The 20099-nt window shown below is 30.5% G+C and carries 15 protein-coding genes; 11 read left to right on the forward strand and 4 right to left on the reverse strand.

Going from position 1 to position 20099, the window contains the following annotated elements; translation table 11 throughout:
- Positions 1–76 precede the first annotated feature (76 nt).
- Both WHD08_RS13165 and WHD08_RS13170 read left to right on the forward strand, forming a co-directional pair.
- Entirely contained in the window at positions 77–1198 is a 1122-nt protein-coding gene (locus WHD08_RS13165) for an ABC transporter permease (RefSeq protein ID WP_208890516.1), read from the forward strand.
- 142 nt (positions 1199–1340) lie between these two features.
- Positions 1341–3524: an amino acid permease gene (locus WHD08_RS13170; protein ID WP_208890515.1), complete on the forward strand. Its 2184-nt coding sequence runs from the start codon at positions 1341–1343 to the stop codon at positions 3522–3524.
- A 57-nt stretch (positions 3525–3581) separates the two neighbouring features.
- On the opposite strand, the gene WHD08_RS13175 is transcribed toward WHD08_RS13170, so the two are convergent.
- A complete protein-coding gene (locus WHD08_RS13175; protein WP_165731711.1) occupies positions 3582–4580 on the reverse strand; it encodes a helix-turn-helix transcriptional regulator in 999 nt (332 codons plus the stop codon).
- Positions 4581–4773: 193 nt separating this feature from the next.
- Here WHD08_RS13175 and WHD08_RS13180 point away from each other — a divergent pair, with 193 nt between their 5' ends.
- The 4 genes from WHD08_RS13180 to WHD08_RS13195 all read left to right on the forward strand — a co-directional run bounded on the left by WHD08_RS13180 (position 4774) and on the right by WHD08_RS13195 (position 10130).
- Positions 4774–7140 carry a TonB-dependent receptor gene (locus tag WHD08_RS13180; RefSeq protein WP_165731712.1) on the forward strand — a complete coding sequence of 789 codons (2367 nt, stop codon included), beginning with the start codon at positions 4774–4776 and terminating at the stop codon, positions 7138–7140.
- A gap of 71 nt (positions 7141–7211) precedes the next feature.
- Positions 7212–8258, forward strand: a complete 1047-nt coding sequence (locus WHD08_RS13185) for an alpha/beta hydrolase (protein WP_208890514.1) — start codon at positions 7212–7214, stop codon at positions 8256–8258.
- Between the two features lie 51 nt (positions 8259–8309).
- Positions 8310–8906 carry a hypothetical protein gene (locus WHD08_RS13190; RefSeq protein WP_208890513.1) on the forward strand — a complete coding sequence of 199 codons (597 nt, stop codon included), beginning with the start codon at positions 8310–8312 and terminating at the stop codon, positions 8904–8906.
- A gap of 30 nt (positions 8907–8936) precedes the next feature.
- Complete coding sequence (locus tag WHD08_RS13195; RefSeq protein ID WP_340832756.1) at positions 8937–10130, forward strand: PepSY-associated TM helix domain-containing protein; 1194 nt, start codon at positions 8937–8939, stop codon at positions 10128–10130.
- An 82-nt stretch (positions 10131–10212) separates the two neighbouring features.
- Here the strand turns inward: WHD08_RS13195 and pncA are convergent, their stop codons facing one another.
- Positions 10213–10818 (reverse strand): bifunctional nicotinamidase/pyrazinamidase, encoded by a 606-nt coding sequence (pncA, locus tag WHD08_RS13200; RefSeq protein ID WP_208890511.1) that lies wholly within the window; start codon positions 10816–10818, stop codon positions 10213–10215.
- A 65-nt stretch (positions 10819–10883) separates the two neighbouring features.
- Positions 10884–12281, reverse strand: coding sequence for a nicotinate phosphoribosyltransferase (locus tag WHD08_RS13205; RefSeq protein WP_208890510.1), 1398 nt, complete (start codon positions 12279–12281; stop codon positions 10884–10886).
- 306 nt (positions 12282–12587) lie between these two features.
- Here WHD08_RS13205 and WHD08_RS13210 point away from each other — a divergent pair, with 306 nt between their 5' ends.
- The 5 genes from WHD08_RS13210 to WHD08_RS13230 all read left to right on the forward strand — a co-directional run bounded on the left by WHD08_RS13210 (position 12588) and on the right by WHD08_RS13230 (position 19073).
- The gene (locus WHD08_RS13210; protein ID WP_208890509.1) at positions 12588–13898 is read left to right on the forward strand and encodes a TolC family protein; all 1311 of its coding nucleotides are present in this window, start codon (positions 12588–12590) and stop codon (positions 13896–13898) included.
- Between the two features lie 54 nt (positions 13899–13952).
- Positions 13953–15032 carry an efflux RND transporter periplasmic adaptor subunit gene (locus tag WHD08_RS13215; protein WP_208890508.1) on the forward strand — a complete coding sequence of 360 codons (1080 nt, stop codon included), beginning with the start codon at positions 13953–13955 and terminating at the stop codon, positions 15030–15032.
- A 236-nt stretch (positions 15033–15268) separates the two neighbouring features.
- Positions 15269–18463 (forward strand): efflux RND transporter permease subunit, encoded by a 3195-nt coding sequence (locus tag WHD08_RS13220; protein ID WP_208890507.1) that lies wholly within the window; start codon positions 15269–15271, stop codon positions 18461–18463.
- A 99-nt stretch (positions 18464–18562) separates the two neighbouring features.
- Complete coding sequence (locus WHD08_RS13225; RefSeq protein ID WP_208890506.1) at positions 18563–18868, forward strand: hypothetical protein; 306 nt, start codon at positions 18563–18565, stop codon at positions 18866–18868.
- A 19-nt stretch (positions 18869–18887) separates the two neighbouring features.
- Positions 18888–19073 carry a YgaP family membrane protein gene (locus WHD08_RS13230; RefSeq protein ID WP_165731722.1) on the forward strand — a complete coding sequence of 62 codons (186 nt, stop codon included), beginning with the start codon at positions 18888–18890 and terminating at the stop codon, positions 19071–19073.
- Between the two features lie 22 nt (positions 19074–19095).
- On the opposite strand, the gene WHD08_RS13235 is transcribed toward WHD08_RS13230, so the two are convergent.
- On the reverse strand, positions 19096–19998 hold the full coding sequence (locus tag WHD08_RS13235) for a YihY/virulence factor BrkB family protein (protein ID WP_165731723.1): 903 nt from the start codon (positions 19996–19998) through the stop codon (positions 19096–19098).
- Between the last annotated feature and the right edge of the window lie 101 nt (positions 19999–20099).

The following is a 20099-nucleotide window of genomic DNA, read 5'->3' on the forward strand; positions in this document are numbered from 1 at the left end:
ATAAAGTTAAGAGAAAATATAGGCTAAACTAAAATGTCTTTTTTCTTTATTCTATTCTCTTTATTCTTTTATAAATATGAAAACAATATTATACATCATACAGAAAGAATTTAAGCAAATCTTTAGAAATAAAGGAATGCTTCCAATCATTTTTGTTTTACCGTTATTACAACTCGTTATTTTATCTAATGCGGCTACTTTTGAAGTGAAAAACATCAAATTTGGCTATATAGATCATGATCATACATCAACCTCTAGAGCGTTAATAGAAAAATTTAATGCTTCTACCTATTTTGATGTATTAACCGATTTTCCTTCAGAAAAATTAGCAAGTTCAGAAATGCTAAAAGGTAAGGTAGATGTAGTTATAGAAATTCCCCACTACTTTGAACGTGATTTACAAAAAGAAAAATACAATAAATTAGGAGTAACTATTAACGCCATTGATGGAGCAGCAGCAGGTGTAGAAAACGTATATGTAACACAGATTTTACAGAGTTTTAATCAACAGATAAAAACAGATTTATTACAAATTTCAGACAAAGGCGTACAGCCAATTAGTATTGCAACCATTCCTTTATTCTGGTATAATAAAACATTGAATTACAAAACGTTTATGGTTCCTGGAATTCTTGTTTTGCTGGTTACCATGATTACTTTATTCCTTTCGGGGATGAATATTGTTCGAGAAAAAGAAATAGGAACTTTAGAGCAAATAAACGTGACACCTATTAAAAAGAGTCAGTTTATAATTGGTAAACTTTTTCCGTTTTGGGTGATAGGAATGGGGCTATTAACAGTAGGATTAACTTTAGCAAAACTGATATTTAACGTTCCTATGATTGGTAGTTTGGCACTTCTATATTTATACACATCTATTTATATTTTGGTGATTTTAGGCATCGGGTTATTCATTTCTAACTTTACAGATACACAGCAGCAAGCCATGTTTATTGCTTGGTTTTTTACCGTTATTTTTATTTTAATGAGCGGCTTGTTTACACCTATCGAAAGTATGCCAGAGTGGGCACAAATAGTTACAGAATTCAATCCAATAAAATATTTTGTTGAGGTTATGCGTATGGTAATGCTTAAAGGTTCTGGTTTTACAGATATTCTTCCGCAATTAATAAAAACATTACTTTTTGCCATTGTTATGAATGGTTTGGCAGTTTGGAGTTATAAGAAAACATCATAATTACTATCGTATATTATTAGAAAATGCAACATTAACTTAGTTTTTAGGTTGAGTAATTATTAATATCTTGCAGTAAGAGAAAATTGATGAATTTAAAAATTCATATTCAGATTACTTTATTTTAATAAACAGGGTTTAAGGAATGTCAAAAACTGAAAAATTCGGCACATTTGCAGGTGTTTTTACACCATCAATACTTACCATTTTAGGTGTAATTATGTATATGCGTCTTGGTTGGGTAGTTGGAAACGCAGGCTTATTAGGTGCTATTCTAATTATTATAATTGCACATGTTATTTCTATCTCAACAGGTCTTAGTGTGTCTTCTGTTGCCACCGATAAAAAAATTGGTGCTGGCGGAATTTATTATGTCCTTTCTAGAAGTATGGGTGTTCCAATTGGTGGTTCTATTGGTATTGCTTTGTATGTAGGTACTGCTTTTTCTATTGCATTATATTTAATAGGTTTTGCAGAAAGTTTTAATAGTTATTTGGGCTTCGGAATGGAAATAAATGACTTTAGAATTACGGGAACTATTGCCTTAGTTTTACTTACTGCTTTGGCTTTAATAAGCACATCCGTTGCCTTAAAATCTCAATATTTTATTTTAGGAGCCATTGTTTTATCAATAGTTTCTATCTTCTTTGGGTCGCATGATTTTACACCACAAACGGTATCTATGTTTTCTACGGAAGGATCGGTTCCTTTAGAGGTTGTTTTTGCCATATTTTTCCCCGCAGTTACTGGTTTTACTGCTGGAATAGCAATGAGCGGAGATTTAAAAGACCCTAAAAACTCTATTCCTAAAGGTACTTTACTTGCCATTGGGGTTGGTTTAATTGTGTATTTAGTTTTGGCTGTTTTTATAGCCTACACCATAGATTCTGAAGTTTTAAAATCGGATTATAATATTCTAATGAAAATAGCCTTTTTTGCTCCTGCCGTAATTGCTGGAGTTTGGGGAGCAACATTATCATCCGCTTTAGGCGGAATTTTAGGTGGCCCAAGAATTTTACAGGCCATGTCTGTAGATAAAGTTACACCTCGTTTTTTTGCAAAAGGAAGTGGAGAAAATAATGAGCCAGTAAATGCATTATTATTGGTGTTTTTAATTGCAGAAGCCGGAATTTTAATAGGTGAATTAGATGTTATTGCGCGTGTGGTTTCTATGTTTTATTTAACCGCTTACGGCTTTATCAATCTGTCTTATTTTTTAGAAAGTTGGGCAAACCCAGATTTTCAACCCACTTTTAAAATTAAAAGATGGATTGGTTTGGTGGGTTTTGTAGCTTGTTTTGGAGTGATGTTTAAATTAGACATGATTGCAATGATTGGGGCTTTGGCTGTAATTGGAGGATTGTATTTTATGTTGCAACGAAAGGAAGTGAAAATAAATTCTACAGATATCTGGAAAAGCGTTTGGGAAAATGTGGTGAATAAAGGCTTGATGAAGATTGATACAAAACATGATATTGACACTAATTGGAACCCAAATATTATTCTTTTTAGCGGAAGTAGTGAGCATCAGGGGTATTTATTAGAATTAAGTAAAGCCGTTTCTGGTAAAACGGGTGTGGTTACTAACTTTAAGTTGATTATTGATAAAGAGAATAAAATTCCTTTAAAGAAGAGAGATCAGGTTGTTAGAGAAGACATCTATAATGAATTAGGTATTTTTGCTAGACAAGTTAAGGTTGATAATTTATATAAAGGAATTACCAATATTGCTACTACTTTTGGTTTTTCCGGAGTGGAACCGAATACGATTATGATGGGTTGGCCAAAAGGGTTAGAAGGTTCTTCGGAATATGCAGAAATGACGGAAACCTTGCTTTATTTGGATTATAACTTATTGTATTTAGATTTTGATAGAAAGTCGAAATTTGGTAGGTATAAAACAATCGATTTATGGTGGCGAGAAACCGATAGTAAGAATGCTGAAATGATGCTAAATATTGCCCGTTTTATCATTGCTGCCCCAAAATGGAATCAAACTTCTATTCGTGTTTTATTTGTTGATAATAATAATGTGAATCCGGATGTTATTCATGCAAAAATATCTGAATTAGTAGAAGATCTTAGAGTGCTAGTAGAAATTGTAATTGTAGAAAACGTTGTTGATCAAATTCCTTTTTACAGTTTGATAAAAAAATATTCTAAATCTACAGATTTAACAATTGTTGGAATTCCTAATTATAAAATTGAAAAACAAGCTCAATTTATTCTTAAAACAAACGACTTGTTCGAGACGATTGGCTCTACTTTATTAGTTAAAGCAGCCAATAATTTTAATGTGCTAGATTTAGATTTTGTAAAGGGTGAATAGTTGGTTTAGGTGTATGTTTTACTTGTTTTTTTAGTAATTTAAGTTTAGATATTTACCTTATTTAAAAGTATTAAAATCTGTTAGTTTGCTAGGCAAGTAACCATAAATCTTTTTAAATGCAACCGTAAAATGTTGTGAATGTTTGTAGCCTACTTTATATGCTGCTTCTGTTACATTGTAATTTTTTTCTAATATTAATTCTTTTGCCTTTTCCATTCTAATTTTAGTTATATACTTAAAAATTGTGGTAGCATATATTACTTTAAAATCATGTTTAAGTTTAGATGTATTTACTCCTATTGTTGCAGCTAATTCAGTAATTGTTAAAGATTTTTCTAGATTTATATGTATGTATTCACTTATTTTTAGAATATTCTTATAATCTTCTATAGGCAAAAGACTATTTTCTTTTTCATAATTATCTTCATTAGTTTTAGCTAATAACTGTATCAGCAATTCGTTGATTTTTGCTTCTAGATATGCTTTTTTTAAATCATCAGGATACTTGCAGTTAATAATTTGATTAATGTGGTTTTTTAATTCTATGGATATTGGCTTACTTTTTTTCCACATTAAAAAAGGAGTTTTATTAGAGATGGCTGTACCTAATTTATGTAGTATTTGTTTAAAATTTGTGCCAATAATATCCTTCAGATATTGTTCTGTAAAAAGTATTTCTAACGTCTTTCTACTTTTTGTTTTATAATTTAGATTTCCATTAACCTCTGGTAAGTAAAATAAGTTATAATGCGCATTTGGAATAAAAATTTCTGTTTGTGATGCATCTGAAGGTACATAGTGGCTATAACCTTCTATTTCAAATTGTAATTTATATAACGGAAAATCATGCTGTACGTCTATATTATAATCTTTTGTTTTAAGATCTCTTATTATAATTCTTAAACCATTAATACAGATTTCTGTTTGTGTTCCTTTTATACTATTGTTATTTATTTCAGTTGTTTCCTCTGTGTAATTAGACGTTTTAAAATTTTTTTGAAATGATTTTACTAATATGTTTTTATCAAAAATAGCACTTTTTAGTGTTGTTTTCATTTCTTCTTTTCTCGTTGATTAAAAAACCTTTTGCGTTATAATAATAGATTTTTACTTATCTAGATTTGCACAAAAATAAAACATTATTAATAATTAGTCTAAATAAGAACAGTAAAAGATTAAGGTATCTAATTTTATATTAAAAATTACACTTTCATTTTTAAATCTTAAAAAATAAAAATCAATTAATATTATGCAAATATCAAGAATTCTAAAAACAATTATTGCGTTGTTTTTAATAAGCTCAACCTATGCTCAACAAAGTACAGGTAGTGTTTCAGGTAAAGTAATAACATCAGATGGTAACCCAGCATCTTTTATAAATGTAATTATTAAGTCGACTAAATTTGGTACTACTACAAATTTTGATGGAAAATATTCTTTAAAAAATATTCCTTACGGAGATTATACTTTAGAGTTTTCATTAATAGGAATGCACAGTAAAAGCATTCAAATTCAAGTAAATTCTCTACAAACTAAAATAAATGATGTTCAGTTAGATGAAAATCAAGAGCAATTAAATGAAGTTGTAATTATTGCAGAACGTTTAAATCAATTTGCACATAAGGAATCTGAATATGTTGCAAAGGTTCCGTTAAAGAATAGTAACAATCCACAATCTTATTCAGTTGTAACAAATGCATTATTAAAAGAACAAGTAAATACAGATTTAGCTTCTGCTTTTAAAAGTATTACTGGTGGAGGTTATGTACAATCTAATGACGGTAATGTGAGTGTGTTTTTAAGAGGTTTTAGATCTGACGTGCATTTAAGAAATGGCGGAATTGCTTGGGTAAAAGCTCCAATTGATCCTCAAAATATAGAAAGAATAGAATTGATAAAAGGTCCTGCTTCTTTATTTTATGGAGCTAATGTTAATAACATTGCCAACTTTGGTGGTGTTGTAAATAAAGTAACAAAACAAGCTTATAATGGTGAGAAATTAGATTTAGGTTACATCGCAGGAAGTTACGATTTAAATAGAGCAACCATAGATTATAACACTGTTTTAAACAAAGAAGAAAATGTTTTCTTTAGGTTTAATGGAGCTTATAATAATGAAGCTAGTTTTCAAGACCAAGGAATTATAAAAGAGTTTATGTTGGCGCCTTCTTTAACTTTTGAGTTGTCAGACAAGTTAACAATTAAAGCAAATCTAGAATACAACCAAAGTAAACGTAATTTAAACTTTGCAAGAGGTGTGTCTGGAGCCTTAATTTCTGATAGTGTAAATTCTTGGGATGATTTAAACTGGGACTTTAATACCAATTATGGTACAAATGAAATGGCTGGTTATTTTTCTTCTTTAGTGTCTCAAATAAACATGAATTATAAATTGTCTGATACTTGGACATCAAAAACTAACTTCACAAAAGCAAGTTCGTATACAGATGCAAATTATTTAAGAGTTGTAATGGGAGATGTAACAACCGTTAATAGATTTTACTTACAATTAGATCCAAGAGAAACTCAAAATACACATATTCAACAAGACTTTTTAAATGTTGTAGAAGGTAATAAAGTTGATAATAAATTTGTTGCAGGTATTAGTTATTTAAATAATTTAGATGATACACAACGTACCGGAGTTTGGAATGCTATTGATGCCGTAGATACTACAAACCCTGTTATTACAGGTTTAACAAACGATCAATTTGAAGCAAATTTAGCTGATGGAACAAAAAATAAAACAATTACTAAATTTCAAACTTTAGGTTTTTATGCTTTTGATGCCATAACTATAAACAAACAATTAACGCTTACAGGAGGTTTACGTTTCGATCGTTTTATGGCAAGTAATACCATAGCAAATGGTGTAGATAGAGATAACGGTTATAATCAAAATGCATTAAGTACAAAATTGGGTGTCGCTTATAATCCGTTTGAAGATAAAGCCTCTTTATTTGTAAATTATATGGATGGATTAAACAATAATGCGCCTTCAGATAACGGAAATGGAGAAATTATTTCTTGGGATCCAGAAAGAGCAAAACAATTTGAAATTGGTACAAAACTAGATTTCTTTAACGGTAAATTATTAAGTACAATTAGTTACTACAACATTAATATCGATAATGATATTATTGTAGATGAAAACGGAATTAGCTCTCAAACAGGAGAAACCTTAAGTAAAGGTTTCGAAATTGATTTAATTGCAAATCCATTACCAGGTTTAAATATTGTTGCAGGATATACTAAAAACAATGCTACTTTAGAAAAAGTGAGTTTTGGTAGTGAAGCTGTTTTAGGAAACAGCTTAAGTTACACACCAGAAACAGTTTGGGACTTTTGGTTAAGTTACCAAGCTTTAAAAGGAAGTGCAAAAGGTTTGGGCTTTGGAGTAGGAGCTAATCATATGAGCGAAATTTATAACAGTACAACAAATAACTTTGGTTCAGAAGCGTATACAACGGTAGATGCTACTGTATTTTACAAAAAAGATAATTACAAAGTAAGTTTTAAGGCAGATAATATTTTTGATAAAGAATATTACAATGGTTACGGAATACCTCAAAAACCTTTTAACTTTAGACTAGGTCTTACGTATAGTTTGTTTTAATTATTATTAAATGTTGAAAAGAGAGCGTTGTTGTTTGTGCGTTCTCTTTTCTGTTTTAAAATATCATAGATATGAGAAATATAATTGTTTTTGCTTTTTGTTTGATGTCTTTTTTATCTCAAGCTCAAAAAATTGAGATCGGAGAGGTAAAAACCATACAATCAAAAATATTAGATGAAGAAAGAGAATACTTGGTGTCATTACCAGAAAATTATTCAAATAAGAATTTTGCCAATCAAAAATACCCTGTTATTTATCTTTTAGACGGAGAAAAATTTTTTAATGTTACCACAGGTATTGTTCAAAAATTATCCGACGGATATTATCCATTAATGCCAGAATGTATTATTGTGGCAATAAAAAACACCAATAGATCTAGAGATTTAACGCCTACAAAAGTTACGAGTTTATCTTATGAAAATGGAGGTTCTAAAAAATTTGAGTCTTTTATTACAGAAGAATTAATTACTAAAGTTAATCAGACTTATAGAACATTAGATTATAAAATTCTTATAGGACATTCATTTGGAGGCTTGTTTGCGTTTAATACCTTGTTAAAAAATCCTTCAGAATTTAATGCTTATTTAATTATAGACCCAAGTTTATGGTGGGATGATAATGTACTTGTAAAAAAGTTAGAAAGTAATTTAGAAACAATAGATTTTAAAGGAAGCACTTTGTTTTTTGCAAATGCAAACTCTAAAGGAAATCAAAAGGATCCTAGCAAACAGCATTTTGCTCATTTTGAAGCTAAAAGGAAAGCACTTCAATTAATGGAAGTTACAGCACCTAAAAATTTAAATTATCATGTTAAGTTTTTTAATGACGAAGATCACGGAAGTGTTGTGTTACCATCATTAATTGATGGATTAAGAACGATATTTAATGGTTTTAGAATTAATGTAAAAGAGCTAGTAAAAAATCCTTCAATATTAGAAACACAATATAATTTGTTGTCAAAAAATATTGGTTTTAATCTAAAACCTCAAGGAGCTTATATAGACAGAGTCGTAGATTTAGCAATAAAATTAAAAGAAAAAGAGAATGCGATAATTTTAAATACGATCCATCAAAAACAAGATCCAGATAATGTTTATTTAAAAGAGAAATTAGATTAACGTTCTAGATGAATAAAGAAAAAAAGTTAAGTTCAATTAAAAAATATAAACATGAAATTAATAAGTAAAATTTTAATAATAGCAATCTTAACAATTGTTGTTGGTTGTAGTGAAAAAGAAAGTAAAGGCAGGTTTAATTTCCCAATGATAAAATCTAAAATTGCATTGACAAAAGAACAAACTACAAAGTTTGATAAAATTGCAACCGCATATACAGCACAAGCAAAACAAGCTTGGATTGATGCAAAAGGAGATAGAGATGCTGCTTTAGCTGCTCAGAAAATAATTTTTGCAGAACAAGATGCAAAAATAAAGGAAATTTTAGATGAAAAGCAATATGTAACGTACTTTAAAGAAGTAAATATTGAAAGATTTGGAAGAGAAAAACACAATATGGCATTAATTAAAAACGAGTTAGATTTAGATAGTTTACAATCTGTAAAATACGATTTAGCAAACGAAACCTTCTTTACTGTTTTAAGAGAAAATCACGATAATTATCATGGGAAACTAGATGTTTATGTGCAATATCATAAAGAAATTGATGTAAGTAGAAGAGCAGCTTTTAAAAAAATGATGACAGAAGAACAGTTTGATACGTATCTAAAATTGATTGATAAATATAAGGTTGGTAAAATCGAAGAATAAGCGTTTTTACAATTTTTTTGAAGGTAATAAATGAAAAAACAGTTGCTTCGTAAAAGAAGAAAAAAGGAATCCTTATTTAAGTATATCATGTCCGTGCTGCACCTGTGGCTCGGACTTTTATCATCTATAATAATTTTTATTGTTTGTCTTTCTGGGTGTATTTATGCGTTTAAAACACAAATAGAAAATCTTATAGATCGTGATGTTGTTTATGTAAAATCAGATAATAATAGTTCTAAAATAGCGATTGATACTATTTTAAATAATTTTGAAAATCAGTTTGGTGGTGCAACTAATATTACTGTTTTTAAAGAAAATAATAAAAGTGTTTTAGTTTCATCATTTAGTAAGGATAATACTGGCGTTTCTGCATATTACAATCCTATTTCTGGGGAATTATTAGGTGTTAAAAATACGACTTCAATTGCCTTTTTTGATTTTATTTTAGAAGTCCACCGATTTTTGTTGGCAGGTGATGTTGGTAAGTTTATAAACGGAGTAGCCGTTTTAATGTTTATTTTTCTACTGTTTTCTGGTTTTATAATTTGGTTGCCTAAAAAGATAAATCAACTTAAAAAAAGTCTAAAAATAAAGCTAGACGCCAAGTTTCATCGTGTAAATTATGATTTGCATAGAGTTTTAGGGTTTTATTCCATTTTGTTGCTGTTTTTTATTTCAGTGACCGGTTTGTATGTTTCTTTTCATTGGGTAAAAAATGCTGTTATTATTGGCTTAGGAGGAGATTCTATTGTAATATCTGACACTAATATTGCATTAAAAGAATCCTTATCAAGTTCTTTTGATGTCTTGTTTGATGATTTATCAGCAAAAGAAAATACTGTTTTAAAAAAGGAAAGTAGTTTGCAATCAATTCTTTTAAAAACAGATAGTATTTTAAAAAATGAGGGAACAAAAGTAATTCTGTTAGCAAAAGAAAACACTAAAAGCATCAATATCACTAAAATGAATACTGACAATTTGTTGCATTTTTATGTGCCAGATAAAATAGAATTTTCAATTGATGGTAGTGTTAGAAAACAAGAACTATTTAAAAAGTTAGCATTACATGAACAGTTTAAGTTAATTGCAAAACCATTGCATACTGGAGAAATTATGGGGCTACCAACTATCATTATTTATTTTCTAATTAGTTTAGTTGGATGCTCGTTACCAATAACAGGTTTTATTATTTGGTTTAAAAAAATAAGAAAAAAGAATGTGTAATATCCTTTTTTATGGATTTTAATCACCTGTAAGATGAGTGTTAATGTAGGTTTAATGAGTGTGATTTTCTTAAGAAAAGGCGTTATATAAATTTCGAAGAAATTATTTTAACTCCCATATCAACCATTTCTTTTTTAATTTTCTTAAAACCTTCGTTATCTAAAGCTTCGGAAGCGTCTTCAATAAAAAAACAGTCAAAACCTTCTTTAACTGCATCACGAATGGAATAATAAACACAAATATCTGCAGCTAACCCGCACAAAAAAAGTTGGGTAGTCCCTTTTTCTTTTAAATACCCAGCTAACCCTGTAGATTTTAGGTGTCCATTATCATAAAAGGCACTATAGCTATCAATCTCCTTATCAGTTCCTTTTCTAAAAATGCTTTCACATTTTAATGTGTTTAGTTTAGGATGTAATTTTGCTTCTTTAGATCCTTGTACACAATGATTTGGCCATAAGGTTTGTGGTTGTCCTTTTATTTCAATTTCATCAAAAGGAGATGCTCCATTATGATTGGAAGCAAAACTAATATGATCCTCAGGATGCCAATCTTGGGTAGCAATCACTAAATCAAATTTAGGTTGTATCTCATTGATAATTGAAACTATTTTATCTCCATTAGGAACAGGAAGCGATCCAGTTGGCATAAAGTCGTTTTGTACATCGATTATAAGGAGTGTTTTCATAAATCGTTTTTATTTAAAATTAATATATAATCATGCAAGACACAATAGTCTCCTGAATATTCAGTTTAAAATTTATGTTCTTGTATCAATTGATCACGGTCTTGTTTTAATTTTAAACTCAATCCTATTTTGTAAATATGCGGATTTTGAAAACGTTTGTATTCATTTGGAAGTTGTGCTAAACGCGATTTAGAATATGCAGCAATTTCAGAAACAGATCTAGAAGAGACTATTTTTTTTCCATTTTCCATAACTTTCTCAAGTAAGGCTTCCTGCTTAAAAGCTTCCAAATTTAATCCTTTTGTAGCATCAAAAGGATGTTCTATTTTTGATACTTCTCCTTCTTCATATAGTGCTACCGCATCTGCGCCATAAAACATGTTTTTATCATCTAACATTCTATAGACTTGCTTTTTATAGGGTAGCGATACTTTTATAATATTTTCAGAAAGCTTAATTCTTGGTTCTCCATTATATTCTGATAATTTATAAACACCATCTAAAGCAGCATCTGGGTTCCCTGTAACTAAATTAGTTCCAACACCAAAAATATCAATAGGAGCTCCTTGCTCTTTAAGGCTTTTTATAACATATTCATCCAACTGATTAGAAGCTACAATTTTTACATAATCTAAATTGGCTTCGTCTAAAATTGCTCTCGTTTTTTTAGATAAATATGCCAAATCACCACTATCTAAACGGACTCCAAGTAATTTTTCTCCTCTAGCTTCCATTTCTTTGGCTACCGTAATTGCTTTTGGTAATCCACTTTTTAATGTGTTGTAGGTATCTATTAAAAGTACACAGCCTTTTGGTCGTATGCTTGCAAAATCTCTAAATGCTTCTATTTCTTCTTTATAGCTCTGAATGAATGAGTGTGCCATTGTACCCGTAGACGGAATGTTATAATCTTTGGCTGCAGCAACATTACTTGTGCTATCAAAACCTCCAATTATAGCGGCTCTCGAGGCATAATATCCTCCAGTAGCATGAGCACGACGTAAGCCCATATCTAGCAAAATCTCTTTTTCTGTGCTATATTTAATTCTGCTTGCTTTGGTTGCTATTAAGGTCTGAAAATTAAGAATATTTAGTAAAAAGGTTTCTATAATCTGTGCTTCAATAATATTAGCTTCTACTTGTAAAATAGGGCGATTTGGAAAAACGACATCACCTTCCTTACTTGAAAAAATAGTTCCTTTAAAACTAAAATTCTTCAAGTATTCTAAAAAATCATTCTGAAAACCATGTTGTTCTAAATATACAATATCGGAAGCTGAAAATTTAAAAGTTTCTAAAATATCTAATACATCTTCTAACCCTGCAAAAATAGAATAACCACCATTAAAAGGGTTGTGACGGTAATAATAATCAAAGACAGCGAGTCCATCTGGTTTCGTCTTAAAATAAACTTCGGCCATAGTAAGTTGATAAAGGTCTGTGTAAGATGCTGTAATATTCATGCCAATTTGGTTTTAAAATTGTGAAGGTATTTAAAAAAAGAGATATTATTCCTAAGCCTTCAGAAAAAAAGTGCATTCCTTTATTTTAAACATTTCTATAACTCCCATAATCGTTCTTTTATTTGTGAAAATTTTTATAATAGTTTATCCTAGAACTACTTTTAATTCTATTTGCGGTAGTGAATCCGTGTGTTTCGTAAAAATAAGTATGCAATTATAGCGAACTATCATTCTTTGCTCGGTAACTAATGTTACTGACTAGAGAAATTGTCTAATGTACTTTTGCCTAAGATAATTAAAGAATACATGAAAAACACAATATACATAACCATATTATGCTTATTTACAGTTACTTTGAGCTTACAAGCACAAGAGGTAAAACTAATTTCTAAAGAAGAAGTTTTAGCTAAAGTTGCAGAAAATAATACAACTATTCAAATCTCTAAAGAAGAGTTTAATGCTTCTAAAGCAGATTATAGACAAACAAATGCAGTGTTTTTACCAAACATTACAGCAAGTCATACAGGTATTTCTACAACAAACCCTTTAATGTCTTTTGGGTCTAAATTGAATCAAGAAATATTAACAGCTGCAGATTTTAACCCAGCAATTTTAAATGATCCAACAACTACAAGAAGTTTTGCAACGAAGATTGAGATTCAGCAACCATTAATTAATTTAGATGGCTTTTATCAAAGAAAAGCTGCCAAAACTAAAATGGAAGCGATGTCTTTAAAAACGGAAAGAACGCAAGATTATTTAGCCTTTGAAGTAGAAAAAGCATACATGCAATTACAATTAGCGTACAAAGCAGTAGCTGTTTTAGAAAAAGCATTAGAAGCTGCAAATGCGAATAAACAAATGGCAGACAATAGTTTTAAACAAGGTTTTTTACAGCAAGCCGATGTTTTAAATGTAGAAATAAGAGTTACAGAGGTTAAAAATCAATTGCAAACAACTAAAAGCAATGTGCAAAATGCCTCTAATTATCTATCATTTTTAATGAATGATGAAAGCTATGTTGTATACAAACCAACAGAAAGTTTAACTGTTTCTAGTTTTAATGTTGATGATAAAACGATTTCTGAAAATAGAGCAGATATAAAAGCGATGCACTTGGCTTCTAAAGCATACGAAGCAATGAATAAAGCAGATAAAATGGCTTTTCTACCGCGTTTAAATGCCTTTGGTAGTTATGAAATGTATGATAACAAAGTATTCCAGGGTGATGCAAACGGATATTTAATTGGTGCACAATTAAGTTGGGATATTTTTCAGGGTTCTAAGCGTTTTGGGAAAGCTCAAAAAAGTAAAGCCGAATTAGAAAAATCGAAGTTAGAATATACGCAATATGTTTCTAAAAGTAATTTAGAGTTGAATAAAGTAAAACGTCAATTAGTAGATGCTAAAAACAGTTTAGAATTAACTGATTTAGCAGTGCAACAATCTGAAGAGTCTTTAAGAATTAGAAAAAATAGATTTAAAGAAGGTTTAGAAAAAACGTCTGACTTATTAATGGCAGAAACGCAATTTGCACAAAAACAATTAGAATATTATCAAACAATTTATCAATTCAATTTTACACAAACCTATTTAAACTTCCTAACCAAGAAATAAAGAAAGTTGACAGGAAGCAGTCGCAGTTTACAGTAAAAAATAAAACCAAATTCAATGAAAAAATACATACACATTATAGCATTATTTACAGCTTCATTAATAATGACGAGTTGTGGAAGTGAAGAAAAAAAAGCCGCAGTAGACAATACACCTGCAATTAAAATTTTAGTTAGCAAAGTTGCAGTAAATAGTAACACGCCGTTTTTGTCTGTAAGTGGAAAGATACAAGCATCTAACAGTGCAGATTTAAGCACAAGAATGATGGGTTATGTGAAAAAAGTTCACGTAAATGTTGGCGATAAAGTTAGAAAAGGGCAGTTGTTGGTGTCTATTAATAATACCGATTTACAAGCTAAAAAAGGACAAGTAAACGCAGGAATTGCACAAGCGCAAACTTCTTTTAATAATGCAGAAAAGAATTACAATCGTTTTAAAAATTTATTTGAAAGTAAAAGTGTTACTCAAAAAGAAATGGATGACATGACTGCAAATTACGAAATGGCAAAAGCAGGTTTAGAATCTGCTAATCAGATGAAAAATGAAATTAATGCGCAGTTTGCGTATTCTAATATAACAGCGCCTTTTAGCGGTGTAGTTACAAGTAAAAATATTGAAAGTGGCGATATGGCAAACCCAGGAATGCCTTTAATTAGCATAGAAACTCCTAAAGAGTTTGAAGTAATTGCCATGGTTCCTGAGACAGAAATTTCGCAAATTAAAAAAGGAACAACTGTAAATGTTTTAGTGAAATCTATGAACAAAACATTAACAGGAAAAGTTACGGAAGTAAGTACTTCTGCTAAAAATACTGGCGGACAATATTTAGTAAAAATCAATTTAGATAAAACAGAGGTGTCTATTTTATCTGGGATGTTTACTACAGTTCAGTTTCCGGTAGAAAGAAAAGTAAAATCGGAATTGGTTTTAATTCCTAATGAAGCAATTGTAACTAACGGTCAATTATCTGGTGTGTATACAGTAAGTGAAAGTAATACAGCAATGTTGCGTTGGTTGCGTTTAGGTAGAACGTATGGAAATAATGTTGAGGTTTTATCGGGTTTAAATGCTGATGAATCTTATATTGTTTCTGCGGAAGGGAAGTTATTTAATGGGGCTAAAGTTAGTGTTCAGTAGGCGGTATTCAGTTTACAGTCTCAGTATTCAGTCATCAGTAGGTAGTTGTAGTATACAGTAACGAGTACTCCTTCATGGTTTTAAAAACTTTGTAGGTATAAATAAAATAACAAATTTAGTTAAGAATAAGAATTGTCGCGTTAAGGATAGCAGTGGAAATCCTTTTTTTGCTGCCATATATGGCAAAAAAAGATTGTAACGGATAGCCTGTTAAAACGCCCAAAATATAAGAAAATATGAAAGAAGGTTTAGCTGGAAAAATTGCAAAAGTCTTTATTGGATCGAAATTGACCGTGTTGCTAATGATCGTTTTTATGGTGGTTGGTGTGTATGCTTCGTTTTTGATTCCGAGGGAAGAAGAGCCGCAAATTGATGTGCCAATGGCAGATATTTTTGTGGGGTATCCGGGTGCGAGTCCTACAGAAGTAGAAAGTAGAGTTGTAAAACCTTTAGAGAAATTAATTTCGAATATTAAGGGTGTTGAGTATGTGCATTCTACTTCTATGAACGAAAAAGCAATGGTAATTGTGCAATTTTATGTGGGCGAAGATATTGAGCGTTCTTTTGTGAAATTATACAACGAAATTAACAAACACATGGATCAAATGCCTGCGGGTGTTACGTTTCCGTTGGTTAAAACTCGTGCTATTGATGATGTGCCAATGTTGGGTTTAACGTTGTGGAGTGAAAACTACAGCGATTATCAATTAAGCCAAATGGCGCAAGAGTTAGAATCGGAAATTAAGAAGGTAAATGATGTTTCTATTACGCATAAAATTGGTGGAAGAAATCGTCAGTTACGTGTGGTTTTAGATAAAGATAAATTGGCCGCAAGTGGATTGGATTTTTTATCGGTTTCTGAAATGATAAAAGCCAATAATACCCAATTAATTTCTGGTAGTTTTGATAAAAATGATACTGAATTTTTAGTAAATACTGGTACCTTTTTAGCGTCTGTAACAGATGTAGAGAATTTAGTGGTTGGGGTACAGCAGAACAGACCTATTTATTTAAAGCAAATTGCCAATATTGTAGATGGGCCTGAAATTCCACAAAATTATGTGTCTTTAGGTTTTGGAAAAGCGAGTGATAAATCTGAAACTTACAAATCTGAATATCCTGCGGTTACTATTTCTGTAGCCAAAAGAAAAGGAGCGGATGCAATGAAAATTGCAGAGGTAATTTTAAATAAAGTAGATCACTTACGTACCACTTTAATTCCGGATGATGTACATGTAGAAATTACAAGAAATTACGGAGAAACAGCTTCTCATAAAGTATCTGAATTATTGTGGCACCTTATTGGTTCTATCTTTGCAGTAACCTTAGTGGTTATGTTGGCAATGGGCTGGCGTGGTGGTTTAGTGGTGTTTTTATCGGTGCCAATTACGTTTGCTTTAACGTTGTTGAGTTACTATATGATGGATTATACACTAAACAGAATTACCTTGTTTGCGTTGGTTTTTGTAACTGGTATTGTGGTAGATGATTCTATTATTATTGCTGAAAATATGCACCGACATTTTAAGATGAAACGACTGCCTTTTAAACAAGCGGCTTTGTATGCAATTAATGAAGTTGGTAACCCAACAATTTTAGCAACATTTACAGTGATTGCTTCTGTTTTACCAATGGCTTTTGTATCTGGTTTAATGGGGCCTTATATGGCGCCAATGCCAATTGGAGCATCAATTGCCATGATTTTGTCGTTATTTGTAGCATTGACAATTACGCCTTATTTAGGATATATTTTCTTAATTGAAAAAGATAAAAAAGGTGGTGTAGAGAAAGTTGAAAAACCTTTAGAAGAAACTTTTATTTATAGAATTTATAACAAGTTTGAAAGACCTTTGTTAGAAAACGGAATGAAGCGTTGGTTGTTTTTAGGAGGAACATTTGTGGTTTTAATGGCAACAATGGTATTATTTTTTACCAATTCTGTAGCTGTAAAAATGTTACCTTTTGATAACAAAAATGAGTTTCAAGTGGTGATTGATATGCCAGAAGGAACCACTTTAGAAAGAACAGGCGTAGTTGCGCAAGAAATTTCTCAGTATTTAGCGACAAGACCAGAAGTGGTGAATTATCAGAATTATATTGGTACTTCTGCGCCGATTACTTTTAACGGTTTGGTACGTCATTACGATTTACGTGGCGGATCTAATATGGCAGATATTCAAGTGAATTTGGTTGATAAGGGAGAACGAATAATTCAAAGTCATGGAATTGCAAAATTATTAAGACCGGAAATACAACGAATTGCTGCAAAATATAATGCAAATGTAAAGTTGGTGGAAGTTCCACCAGGACCTCCAGTTTTATCTACCATTGTTGCTGAGGTGTATGGCCCTGATTATAACGAGCAAATGCGAATTGCCAATGATGTTCAGAATATCCTAAAAAACACTGCTGATGTTGTAGATGTAGATTGGATGGTGGAAGCAGACCAAAAAGAATATCAATTTGAAATTAATAAAGAAAAGGCAATGTTGTATGGCGTTGCTCCGCAGCAAATTGCGTACACCATGAATATGGCGTTGTCTAACAGGCCTGTTACTAATTTGTATGATGAAAATGCGGTGAATCAGGTTGGGTTGGTATTGACTTTAGATGAAAAAGAAAAGTCTACTATTTCTGATATTTCTCAATTAAAAGTAAAATCTAAACAAGGAAATATGGTGCCAATTGCTGATTTGGTTGAAATTAAAGAAACGATTGCTGCAAAAAGTATTTATAGAAAAAACCAAAAACGTGTAGTTTATGTAACGGCTGATATGGCAGGAGAATTAGAAAGTCCGGCGTATGCAATTTTAGGAATGGAAGAAAAATTGAAAGAAATAAAACTTCCAGAAGGCTATAAATTAGACGAAATGTATTTAGGTCAGCCAGATTTTGAAGACAATTACACCGTGAAATGGGATGGAGAATGGCAAATAACCTTAGAAGTATTTAGAGATTTAGGAATCGCATTTTTAGGTGCAATTATTCTAATTTATATTTTAATTGTAGGTTGGTTTCAAAACTTTAAAGCACCAATTGTTATGATGGTTGCCATTCCGTTATCATTAATAGGAATTATTTTAGGACACTGGATAATGGGAGCGTTTTTTACAGCAACGTCTTTTATTGGAATGATTGCCCTGGCGGGAATTATGGTTCGGAACTCAGTTTTACTAATAGATTTTATCAACTTAAGAACAGATGAAGGAATTCCTTTAAAACAAGCTTGTATTGAAGCAGGAGCTGTAAGAACTACTCCTATTTTATTAACTGCAGGAACTGTTGTAATTGGAGCATTTGTTATTTTGTTTGATCCTATTTTTCAAGGACTAGCAATATCATTAATGGGAGGAACCATTGTTTCTACGGTATTAACGTTGTTAGTTGTGCCGTTAGTATATTATATGATAGAGAAGAAAAATTATAAATAAAGAACTTTTTCCCGCAGATTACGCGGATTTATGCAGAAGAGTTAAATAAAAATCTGCGATTATCCGTGAGATCTGCGGGAAGCAAAAAAGGAAAAACTCATGAAATTAGTAATAGTTACAGCAGTCGAAGAATTTCAAAAGGAGGTTTTAAAAATCTTCAAGAAAGCAAATATTGAAAACTTTAGTAGTTCTGATATTGATGGACATAAAAATGTACCTCAATTATTAAAGGCTTCTAATTGGTTTTCTGCAGAGAAGAATGGTAATGAATCTATCATGTTTTTCTCTTTTACGAAAGCAGAAAAAATAGACGGTTTGTTTGTATTAATAGAAGATTTTAATAAAAACATTAAAACAAATAATCCTTTAAAAGCAATTGTTCTGCCAATAGAAAGATATATATAATTAAAAATTAGAGTAAGAAATGTTAAATAAATATTTTAGAGTTATAGTAGGAGTAATGGTTTTGTTAATGGTTGTACTAACCTATTATGTGAGCGTAAATTGGTTGTGGTTCGGAGTTTTTATTGGACTAAATTTAATTCAGTCTGCATTTACAAAATGGTGTTTATTAGAAACCATTTTAGTGAAATTAGGCGTTAAAAAATAAGAGCCGATCTTAAAACTGAGACTTATTCGATAATTTTTTCTGGTTGTTTTAAAAGATATTTTATTGAATAAGCTCTTGTAAAATGTGCGCCATAGAAGAGAATTAAACTAGTGTAAGAAACCCATAGCATTACTAATATTATAGAGCCAGCGGCACCATAGGTAGAACCTGGTTCTACTTCGCTAAAGTAAATTGCAAGTAAATATTTACCAACAACAAAAAGAATTGAGGTTAACAAAGCACCAATTCTAACTGCTCTCCATGGTACATTTGCATTCGGTAAAATTTTAAACATTGCTGCAAAAACAAAATAAATAGAAGCTAAGGAAATAAAAATATCCAACGTAAAAATAGAATTTACTAATTCACTAGAAATAATATTTTTTAAATTTTCTCCAAAAGTACTAAGTAGTGAGGTTAAAACGAGACTTATTAGTAGTAAGAAAACAATAATTAAGATAAAACCAAAACTTTTTAATCTTACAAAAACAGTTTCTAAAACACCATTTTTAAATCTAGGTTTTGCATCCCAAATGGTGTCTAAAATATTTTGTATTTGAAAAAACACACCTGTAGAACCATATAGTAAAGTTGCAATACCAATGATGGTTGTAAATAATGACGTTTTTTTACTTCCATCATTAACCATCATTCCTTTTATTGTTTCTGCCGTTTCGGCACCAATAGCGTTAGATATTTCGTTTAAAATTTGTCCTTCTACTATTTCTTTTCCCCAAATAGAACCAACAAGGTTAAATATAATTATTAGTAGTGCAGGTAAAGACAGTATTGCATAATAAGCAATAATTGCAGCTTTATTAAAAGGGTCATCTTTAAACCAAGCTTTTGCACTTGTTAACAATAATTCAGGTAAATGTGTTAGTTTAAATTTTTTTCTTTCTGTATTTTCTTTTTTATCTGTCATACATAGCAAAATTACAGAATAATTATAGATCTATAATTTCTTTTTTTAAGATGTGTGTTTTGTTACTTTTAAAATTCTTAGTAAAATAAAAGTATTAAAAT

This window comes from Polaribacter sejongensis (assembly GCF_038024065.1).
GTDB lineage: Bacteria > Bacteroidota > Bacteroidia > Flavobacteriales > Flavobacteriaceae > Polaribacter > Polaribacter sejongensis.

Coding starts and splice junctions, on each gene's coding strand:
- WHD08_RS13165 (WP_208890516.1), top strand. CDS start 77: ATGAAAACAATATTATACATCATACAGAAAGAATTTAAGCAAATCTTT.
- WHD08_RS13170 (WP_208890515.1), top strand. CDS start 1,341: ATGTCAAAAACTGAAAAATTCGGCACATTTGCAGGTGTTTTTACACCA.
- WHD08_RS13175 (WP_165731711.1), bottom strand. CDS start 4,580: ATGAAAACAACACTAAAAAGTGCTATTTTTGATAAAAACATATTAGTA.
- WHD08_RS13180 (WP_165731712.1), top strand. CDS start 4,774: ATGCAAATATCAAGAATTCTAAAAACAATTATTGCGTTGTTTTTAATA.
- WHD08_RS13185 (WP_208890514.1), top strand. CDS start 7,212: ATGAGAAATATAATTGTTTTTGCTTTTTGTTTGATGTCTTTTTTATCT.
- WHD08_RS13190 (WP_208890513.1), top strand. CDS start 8,310: ATGAAATTAATAAGTAAAATTTTAATAATAGCAATCTTAACAATTGTT.
- WHD08_RS13195 (WP_340832756.1), top strand. CDS start 8,937: ATGAAAAAACAGTTGCTTCGTAAAAGAAGAAAAAAGGAATCCTTATTT.
- pncA (WP_208890511.1), bottom strand. CDS start 10,818: ATGAAAACACTCCTTATAATCGATGTACAAAACGACTTTATGCCAACT.
- WHD08_RS13205 (WP_208890510.1), bottom strand. CDS start 12,281: ATGAATATTACAGCATCTTACACAGACCTTTATCAACTTACTATGGCC.
- WHD08_RS13210 (WP_208890509.1), top strand. CDS start 12,588: ATGAAAAACACAATATACATAACCATATTATGCTTATTTACAGTTACT.
- WHD08_RS13215 (WP_208890508.1), top strand. CDS start 13,953: ATGAAAAAATACATACACATTATAGCATTATTTACAGCTTCATTAATA.
- WHD08_RS13220 (WP_208890507.1), top strand. CDS start 15,269: ATGAAAGAAGGTTTAGCTGGAAAAATTGCAAAAGTCTTTATTGGATCG.
- WHD08_RS13225 (WP_208890506.1), top strand. CDS start 18,563: ATGAAATTAGTAATAGTTACAGCAGTCGAAGAATTTCAAAAGGAGGTT.
- WHD08_RS13230 (WP_165731722.1), top strand. CDS start 18,888: ATGTTAAATAAATATTTTAGAGTTATAGTAGGAGTAATGGTTTTGTTA.
- WHD08_RS13235 (WP_165731723.1), bottom strand. CDS start 19,998: ATGACAGATAAAAAAGAAAATACAGAAAGAAAAAAATTTAAACTAACA.